This is a genomic window from Janthinobacterium sp. UMAB-56 (assembly GCF_900095265.1).
Classification (GTDB): Bacteria; Pseudomonadota; Gammaproteobacteria; order Burkholderiales; family Burkholderiaceae_D; genus Janthinobacterium.
In genome coordinates, this window is the sequence record NZ_LT607654.1 from 3,245 (window position 1) to 8,026 (window position 4,782).

At 62.2% G+C, this 4,782-nt stretch carries 7 protein-coding genes; 1 reads left to right on the forward strand and 6 read right to left on the reverse strand.

Going from position 1 to position 4,782, the window contains the following annotated elements:
• Positions 1-135: 135 nt before the first annotated feature.
• From K0F85_RS08550 to K0F85_RS08570, 5 genes are all read right to left on the reverse strand, one after another.
• Complete coding sequence (locus K0F85_RS08550) at positions 136-552, reverse strand: hypothetical protein (RefSeq protein WP_219115635.1); 417 nt, start codon at positions 550-552, stop codon at positions 136-138.
• A gap of 28 nt (positions 553-580) precedes the next feature.
• Positions 581-1,000, reverse strand: a complete 420-nt coding sequence (locus tag K0F85_RS08555) for a hypothetical protein (RefSeq protein WP_219115636.1) — start codon at positions 998-1,000, stop codon at positions 581-583.
• A 67-nt stretch (positions 1,001-1,067) separates the two neighbouring features.
• Positions 1,068-1,619 carry a DUF4142 domain-containing protein gene (locus tag K0F85_RS08560; RefSeq protein WP_219115637.1) on the reverse strand — a complete coding sequence of 184 codons (552 nt, stop codon included), beginning with the start codon at positions 1,617-1,619 and terminating at the stop codon, positions 1,068-1,070.
• Between the two features lie 99 nt (positions 1,620-1,718).
• Positions 1,719-2,369 (reverse strand): SMI1/KNR4 family protein, encoded by a 651-nt coding sequence (locus K0F85_RS08565; RefSeq protein ID WP_219115638.1) that lies wholly within the window; start codon positions 2,367-2,369, stop codon positions 1,719-1,721.
• 3 nt (positions 2,370-2,372) lie between these two features.
• On the reverse strand, positions 2,373-2,765 hold the full coding sequence (locus tag K0F85_RS08570) for a MerR family transcriptional regulator (protein WP_219115639.1): 393 nt from the start codon (positions 2,763-2,765) through the stop codon (positions 2,373-2,375).
• Positions 2,766-2,835: 70 nt separating this feature from the next.
• On the opposite strand from K0F85_RS08570, the gene K0F85_RS08575 reads away from it, so the two are divergent.
• On the forward strand, positions 2,836-3,630 hold the full coding sequence (locus K0F85_RS08575; RefSeq protein WP_219115640.1) for an SDR family oxidoreductase: 795 nt from the start codon (positions 2,836-2,838) through the stop codon (positions 3,628-3,630).
• Positions 3,631-3,633: 3 nt separating this feature from the next.
• Here K0F85_RS08575 and K0F85_RS08580 read toward each other — a convergent pair.
• Positions 3,634-4,782: NRAMP family divalent metal transporter (locus K0F85_RS08580; RefSeq protein ID WP_219115641.1), on the reverse strand; the 1,149-nt coding region annotated here is incomplete at its 5' end.

Here is a 4,782-nt window from a genome sequence, read left to right on the forward strand (position 1 = left end):
GGCATGCGCTGGTGCAACAGATTTTTTTTCAGTGGGGCGTTTTTGCAACGTCGCGTGCACGTTGCCGGAATGGGATTTTCAGAGGGGAAATGGTGCCGCAGACTATCGATACGCTAGTGTGGCATCCGCACCGCGCTACCAGGTGGCCGGGTCTTCCGCCGCCGCGCGGGCCAGGTCATCGCGCCAGTCTCGCCGCACCAGGCGGTAGATATCGGCAAAGAAGGCGCGCGGGTCGGCCATCTCATCCCACAAGGCGGGCAGGGCGTAGGTACTCTCGGGGTCATGTTCGAGGATGGCCTGGAAGTCGTAGGCGGGGTCTTGCAGCGCCTGCGCCAGCACGGCCACCAGCGCATGCCGGTGGCGGTAACTGAGTTCCTTGTACTGCGACGTGATGTCGCGCCGTATCAGCGCCGCGCGCTGGGCAGCATCATTCATGTCCCAGGCATCGAGCTCCACGCCCAGCGTGTGTTCGCGGTCATACACGTCGAAAGGGCCGAGGAAATGGTGGAGCGTGGGGAGATAGGGAGCGTCGCTCCAGGGGCCGCGCAGCATGGGAATCTTTCGTTTGATTGCTAAATAATCAAGCGCATTCGGGCAAGGTCCAGCCTTCGTCGCCCATGTCGGTCGGGTAGATGGCGCGGTTCTGGCCCCAGCGGGCATGGTCGAGGAGGCCGTCTTCATGCATGTCCAGCACCCATTCCGTGCTTTCCAGCAGGGTGCCATCCTTGTGATAAACGCGGAAAAAGGTCGACGTGCTGAGCGCGCGCACGATGTTGTGCGGCACGCCGTTGCCGTAGTGCGGTACATAGGTCTTGATCACGCACGTGCCTTGCTCGTTCCACTGCTGGCTATACACGGTAGCATTGCGCGCCGCACTGACCTTGATGAACAGCCAGCCTGCCAGCAGGATGAGGAAAAGGATGGCGCCGGCGATCAGGCCGGTTTTCTTGAGTAGCTGCATGGGCTGGTCATGGCGGTGCCAGAAACGGAGTTGCCGCATTGTATGTCAAGACCTGAAATGCTTGCCGTACAGCACGTACAGCACGCATTTTACTCCGTATGGCAGTCTATTTCGCCAATGCCGCCTGCATGGCGTTCGCCATGTCCAGATGATGTTGCAACGCTGGCAAGGTTTTTGCGGCAAACGCCTTGATGTCGGGATCGCCGGCTTTTTGGCTGGCATCGGTGAACAGTTTTACGGCCTCCTTGTGCGCGCCTACGCCGATGCTGGCCGCATATTCCTGGTCGAATTGCTGGCCTTCCAGGCGGCCCAGCTTGTCGATCTGTACCTGGTGCTTCGCGCCGGGCTGGTCGCTGACCACGATCTGCTTGCTGCTGGCCAGCTGTTTCAGTTCCTCGGCCACTTTCGTGTGATCCGTCACCATGGTGTTGGCGAATTTCTTCACCTCGGGATTGCTGCTCTTGCTTTGTGCCACCTTGCTGGCGGCGATTTCCGTACTGCCCGCGTCGGCTGCCTTGCTAAGGAATTGCTTGTCGTAGGCGCCCGGCGCGGCAGCGGCAATGCTGTTGATGGCGATGCCGCTCAACAGCGCCACGGCGGCGCCGATGGCCACGCTTTTCAGGGAGGGGGTACGGGAACTGGTGGTCGAGATGCGCATGGGATTCCTTTCAAGTATGGTTTTTTCTGCAAGCTGATGGCAATGTTAAGCCCCTAGCCTGCGCACACCCATAGGACACGCACGATGATTCCCGTAGGACTAGTCCTGTTCGTTAGCGCACAATTCGACCTGTTTCAGCGCAAACAGGGCGGCGATGCCGGCATCGCGGCGCCAGGCGGGCATGCCGATATCGAGCCATTCTGCCATCGCATCCAGATGGGATGGCTCCGAGACGCTGTGTTCGAGTTCGTCGAGCACCGTGTCGCGGTCGATGTACAGGTTGTCCAGCCAGACATCGAAGGAGGGCGCCAGCTCAATGAAACCATGGGCACGCTTGCCCGTCCACTCCGGCAACTCCTGCACATAGGCCAGCACGCGGCCACCGCCTTCTTGCGTCAAATCAAGGTAGACCATGGAATTGCCGCCATCGCGGGCGAAGGGCAGGATGCGCAACGGCATGTTCGTATGCTGGCGCGCGGCGCGGATTTCGCCGACCAGCGTTTCATCGCAAAAATCGCCTTCATCGGCGCTGAAGAAGGTGTTAAACCCCATTTTTTCCACGCCGCCACTACCGTCAGGCACCTCCGTGGTGTAGTCGAACCAGGCGCCGTTGGCCACTTGCAGAAACGCCAGGAAGGCGTGTGGCAAGGGCGCTTCCAGCAGGGTTTCAATGGCGGCGATCTGCTGCGCCGTGGGGGCAGGCTTGGCCCCCTCGAGCGCCAGGTGGCGGTATTGCGTGTAATAAGTCATTGATTATCCTTGTAAATTTCTTGCGATCGCCACACCATCCTCGCAGCCCGTCTCTACCTTTGCCAGCGCATCGACCAGACCGGCGCGCAGCACGGCCATCGAACGGGCCTTCTCGTCGATCTGGGCGATTTTCTTTTCCAGCATGACCCGCTTGGTCTCCCCATCGAGTGCATTTTCTTGCCACACGGCGATCACTTCGGCGATCTCCTTCAAGGTAAAGCCCAGCGCCTTGGCGTGGCCGATCAGCTCGATGCGCCGCAAGGCTTGCGCCGAATATTCCTTGTAGTTATTCGTCATGCCCGGCTGCGGCGCTTCATCCAGCAGTCCCTGACGCTCGTAAAAGCGCACAGTGTCCTTGGATACGCCCGTCAGGCGGGTGATTTCTCCGATACGCATCGATTCCCCTTGACTATGGACTAAAGACCACAGTTTACAGTGAAAACCTCATTCACTCCACACCGCTGCCATGACCGCTTTCAATTACTCCAATCAAACCGTACTGATCACGGGTGCTTCGTCCGGCATCGGCCGTGTCTTTGCGGAAACCCTGGCCGCGCGCGGCGCGCATTTGCTGCTGCTGGCCCGTTCCGGCCCCGTGCTCGACGGCCTGGCCAGGGAACTTTCCCAGCGCCACGGCATTCGCGCGCACGCGCTGGTGGCCGACCTGAGCCAGCCCGGCGCCGCCGCAGCCGCCCATGCGCAGGCTTGCGCCCTGGGCATGCCGCCCGATGTGCTGATCAATAACGCGGGTTTTGCCACGCACGGCAGGTTCGAGACCATCCCTCTGGCGCGCCAGGTGGCCGAAGTAAGCGTCAATTGCACGGCCCTCATGGAACTCACGCACTGTGCCTTGCCCTACATGCTGGCGCAAGGGCGGGGCGCCATCATCAACGTGGCATCCACGGCGGCCCTGCAACCCGATCCCTACATGGCGATTTACGGCGCCAGCAAGGCTTTCGTGCTGTCGTTTTCGGAGGCGCTGTGGGCGGAAAACCGCCGTCGCGGCGTGCGCGTGCTGGCCCTGTGCCCTGGCGCCACGGACACGGCCTTCTTTGACGTGGTAGCCGCGCCCGAAGCGGCCGTGGGCCAGCGCATGGCACCGCAAGCCGTCGTCGATGAAGCGCTGCGGGCGCTGGACCGTGGCCGCAGCAGCCACGTGGCGGGCCGGCCCAACCGAATGCTGGCCTGGCTGCCTCGCCTGCTGCCACGCCAGACGGTGCTGGGTATCGTGGAAGGCATGCTCAAGCCGAAGGCGGCATAAGGCTCAGAAGGCCAGGCTGGCAAACATGGCCAGCACCGCCGTCGCCATGACGATGGTCGACAGCCAGCCCAGCGCGCGCAGGCGGCGCGAAATGGTCAAGGTTCCCATGATGGTGGGGCGCGACGCCATCACCATCATCAGGGCCATGATGGGCACGGAAATGACGCCATTGATGACGGCGCTCCAGTACAGGGCCTTGATGGGGTCGAGCGGCGTGAAGCACAGGGCCGCACCGATCACGGTGGCCGTGACGATGATGCCGTAGAACCTCTTGGCGGCCCTGGGCGCCAGTTCCAGGCTGTTTTTCCAGTGGAAGGCGCCAGCCATGGCGTAGGCGGCGGAACCGGCCAGCACGGGAATGGCCAGCAAGCCCGTGCCGATGATGCCCAGGCTGAACAGGGCGAAGGCGAACTCGCCGGCGATGGGACGCAGGGCGGAAGCGGCTTGCGCGGAGGTGTCGATGTGCGTCATGCCTTGCGCGCCCAGGGTCACGGCCGTGGTCAACATGATGAAGAACGCCACCAGGTTGGAAAAGCCCATGCCGATGGCCGTGTCCATCTTGATGCGCTGGAAGTGCCTGGGCGCCTGTTCCGGTGCGCGGCGCAAGGCTTGCGCGCCCGTGCGCGCGTCGGCCTGCAAGTCTTCCACTTCCTGCGATGCTTGCCAGAAAAATAAATAAGGGCTGATCGTGGTGCCGAACACGGCCACGACCATGGTCACCGAGGCGGCCGACCAGGCCAGCTTCGGCCAGACTGTGCGCAGCGCCACCTCGCCCCAGGGAATGTGCACGGTCAGCACGGTGGCCACATAGGCCAGCAAACCCAGCGTCAGCCATTTCAGGAGGCGCACATAATGTTGATAGGGAATGAAAACTTGCAGCAGCAAGGACAGCAGGCCGAAACCGACGGCGTACACGTGGGTGGGTCCGCCGATGATGAGCGTGAGGGCATCGCCCATGGCGGCCACGTCGGCGGCGATATTGATGACGTTGGCCAGCAATAGCAAGCCGACGATGGCGTACAGCATGGGGCGCGGATAGTGACGGCGGATATTCGTCGCCAGCCCATGCCCGCTGACCCGGCCGATCTTGGCGCTGATGACCTGGATGCCCAGCATCAGGGGAAACGTCAGGCAGACGGTCCACAACATGCC

Bases quoted from the DNA above. Each gene is read 5' to 3' on its own strand.
- K0F85_RS08550 (WP_219115635.1), bottom strand. From the start codon at position 552: ATGCTGCGCGGCCCCTGGAGCGACGCTCCCTATCTCCCCACGCTCCAC.
- K0F85_RS08555 (WP_219115636.1), bottom strand. From the start codon at position 1,000: ATGCGGCAACTCCGTTTCTGGCACCGCCATGACCAGCCCATGCAGCTA.
- K0F85_RS08560 (WP_219115637.1), bottom strand. From the start codon at position 1,619: ATGCGCATCTCGACCACCAGTTCCCGTACCCCCTCCCTGAAAAGCGTG.
- K0F85_RS08565 (WP_219115638.1), bottom strand. From the start codon at position 2,369: ATGACTTATTACACGCAATACCGCCACCTGGCGCTCGAGGGGGCCAAG.
- K0F85_RS08570 (WP_219115639.1), bottom strand. From the start codon at position 2,765: ATGCGTATCGGAGAAATCACCCGCCTGACGGGCGTATCCAAGGACACT.
- K0F85_RS08575 (WP_219115640.1), top strand. From the start codon at position 2,836: ATGACCGCTTTCAATTACTCCAATCAAACCGTACTGATCACGGGTGCT.